At 60.6% G+C, this 2,499-nt stretch carries 2 protein-coding genes; both read left to right on the top strand.

Annotated features, from left to right (window positions below; all coding sequences use genetic code 11):
- The coding region (locus WBQ44_RS02635) for an AMP-binding enzyme (protein WP_495565185.1) at window positions 1–752 on the top strand (752 nt) is incomplete at its 5' end.
- Window positions 749–1,711, top strand: coding sequence for an NAD(P)H-dependent flavin oxidoreductase (locus WBQ44_RS02630; RefSeq protein ID WP_495565184.1), 963 nt, complete (start codon window positions 749–751; stop codon window positions 1,709–1,711). The genes WBQ44_RS02635 and WBQ44_RS02630, both read left to right, overlap by 4 nt.
- The last annotated feature ends 788 nt before the right edge of the window (window positions 1,712–2,499 follow it).

The following is a 2,499-nucleotide window of genomic DNA, read 5'->3' as shown; positions in this document are numbered from 1 at the left end:
CCCGCACGCTACACCTACGCGGTGCATGGGTAGCCGCGTCGGCGGCTGTGGTTCGACAGGTCATCGACGTTCTGGGGGCGACCGAATGTGTTGTGGGATACGGCTTGTCCGAGGCGTCTCCGAACGTGGCGCAGTCTGCGTGGTGGGAACCGGAGGATGTGCGTGTCAGCACCGCAATGAGAGTGGAACCAGGCGTCGAGGTGAAGATCCTAAGCCTCGACACCGACGATGACGCAGACGCGAACGAACCGGGCCACATCCTTGTCCGTGGCTGGAATGTGATGGTCGGCTACTGGGACAAGTCCGAGGAAACCCGCGCGGCGATCAGCACCGACGGCTGGCTCAGCACCGGCGATGTCGGATATCTCGATCCCTCCGGCAGACTCATCTTCACCGGCAGAACCAAAGAATTGATCCGAGTGGGTGGGGAAAACGTCGCGCCTGCCGAGGTCGAGAACGCACTGCACCAGCACCCGGCAATAGTCCAAGCGGTTGTGGTCGGAGTCCCCGATGAACGTCTCATCGAAGTGCCGTTCGCGTTCCTTCGGCTCTCCGACAATGCCAACTTGGACCTCGACGAACTGCGACTATGGTGTAAAGATCGGATGGCAGGATTTCGCATTCCCAGGCATTTTCGCATTGTGGCCGACTTCGAAACCATCGGTATGACCGCCAGCGGCAAGGTACGTAAAACTGATGCAGGCATTGTCGCTCGCGCAAGCTTGGCACCGGCCGAGGGCGCTGCGCTGTGAATCATGCAACTATCTCCACCGCGATCACGTCCATGCTCGGTATCGATCTGCCAATCGTGCAGGCCGGTATGTCCTGGGTATCTTCCTGCGCCGAGCTGCCCGCCGCCGTGAGCAACGCAGGCGGCCTCGGAGTCCTCGCCGCGGGTCCGATGCGAATCCCCGACTTCCGTGCGACATTGTCGACGCTACGCAGTTCGACTCGAAAGCCGTTCGCAGTCAACCTTCCGTTGTACCGTGCCGGCGCAGACGAACTCGCAGAAATCCTTCTCGATGACCCTGTTCCTGTCGTCATCGCTTCGCAAGGTGGGCCGAAGAGACATCTGTCGCGGTTCCATGACGTGGGAACGCGATGGCTGCACGTTGTGTCGACGGTCCCGTATGCCGTGAAGGCCGCTGAGGCAGGAGTCGACGGACTCATCGTCGTGGGCGGAGAAGCCGGGGGCCACCCTCCGACGGATCTGGTGTCGACCATGGTTGCCATCAGGGCAGTACGAAAGAGACTGCCGGACATGCCCATTGTTGCCTCAGGTGGGTTCGCGGACGGAGCCGGTCTTGCCGCCGCGCTCGCGCTGGGGGCCGACGCCGCCCAATTCGGCACACGGTTCATTGCATCGAACGAAGCGAGTGTGTCTCCCGCGTACCAAGATCGTGTCGTCGGTGCATCGGTGTCCGATACCCGAACCGTCGGACGCGATCTTGGCCTAATTCGTATGTTGAGCAACGAATTCAGCGACAGCATGCTTGCACTCGAACAGTCAGGGGCACTGGAGGACGAGCGAAAGGAACTGTTTCTGTCGTCGTCGCTGAAAGATGCGGCCCTTCATGGCAGTGTCGACAAGGGAAAGGTCGAAGCGGGACAGTCGGCTGGACTGATCGACTCGGTTCTCCCGGCCGACGAAATCGTTTCGTCAATAGTTGCCGAGTACTTCGACGCCGTCAGTCGATTGCCTGGTTGCTGAACATGTAGCAAGCCTGAAACCGACAGGACCGAGCCGATCTTGTCCGGCACCTGGCGGTGATACTCACCCAGAGCTCGCTGCGCTGTGCGTCGCACGGCGATTGTCGGCCGCAACGATGAGTCCCCTGGAACGTGGAGTTCACGTCGGGACGATCTTCGTCGAGCGTGCTCACTGTCGGTGATCGGTCGACCTCGCTTCGGCCCGATTCCACACAGGTTTGGCGAACCGTCGTAACCAGTCTCCCCCAGTCCGAGGTCACACGGGATTTGACTGTGGGGCGACCAAGATGTCCGTACTCGACCCGCATGGCGTCTCCAGCGTTACCGTCATTGCAGTCACCAGCTCAACGAGGCTGCACGCGGCCCCGTCGCGCACTGTGTAGACGTCTCCTTATCGGCGGCGTTGCAGACCAACGATCAGCGCGATAGTTGGCTACGCGATCAGGGAACTAGATGGCGCCCAGACGCATCCGTACTGCGGCCATCGACTCTAAACGGCTCACGCGATTGCCCCAGAATGCCCACGGAAACTGGCCGTCTGTGACTATGAGCGGTCAAAATGATGAGTAAGTGATGACTGGAGCGTCCGCACGCGTCCAACCGCTACCCAGCGTGCACAACCCGCCACACGATTCGCAGGTCAGCAGCATGGCAGCCGGAACCTGACTCCCTGTATTTGCGATTAAGAGTCAATTCTCCGAATCGCCCTACGCCGCTAGAGAACCCGCAGGTCACAGAGTTGGCCAATTCTGCGACGCTTGCGGTCGCCTACACCTACCCGGACAAAAG

The sequence above is a fragment of the Rhodococcus sp. (in: high G+C Gram-positive bacteria) genome, assembly GCF_049591685.1.
In the GTDB taxonomy this organism is placed as follows: Bacteria; Actinomycetota; Actinomycetes; order Mycobacteriales; family Mycobacteriaceae; genus Rhodococcoides.
The sequence above is the reverse complement of the archived record's forward strand: the minus strand, read 5'-3'. Positions and strand labels throughout refer to the sequence as shown.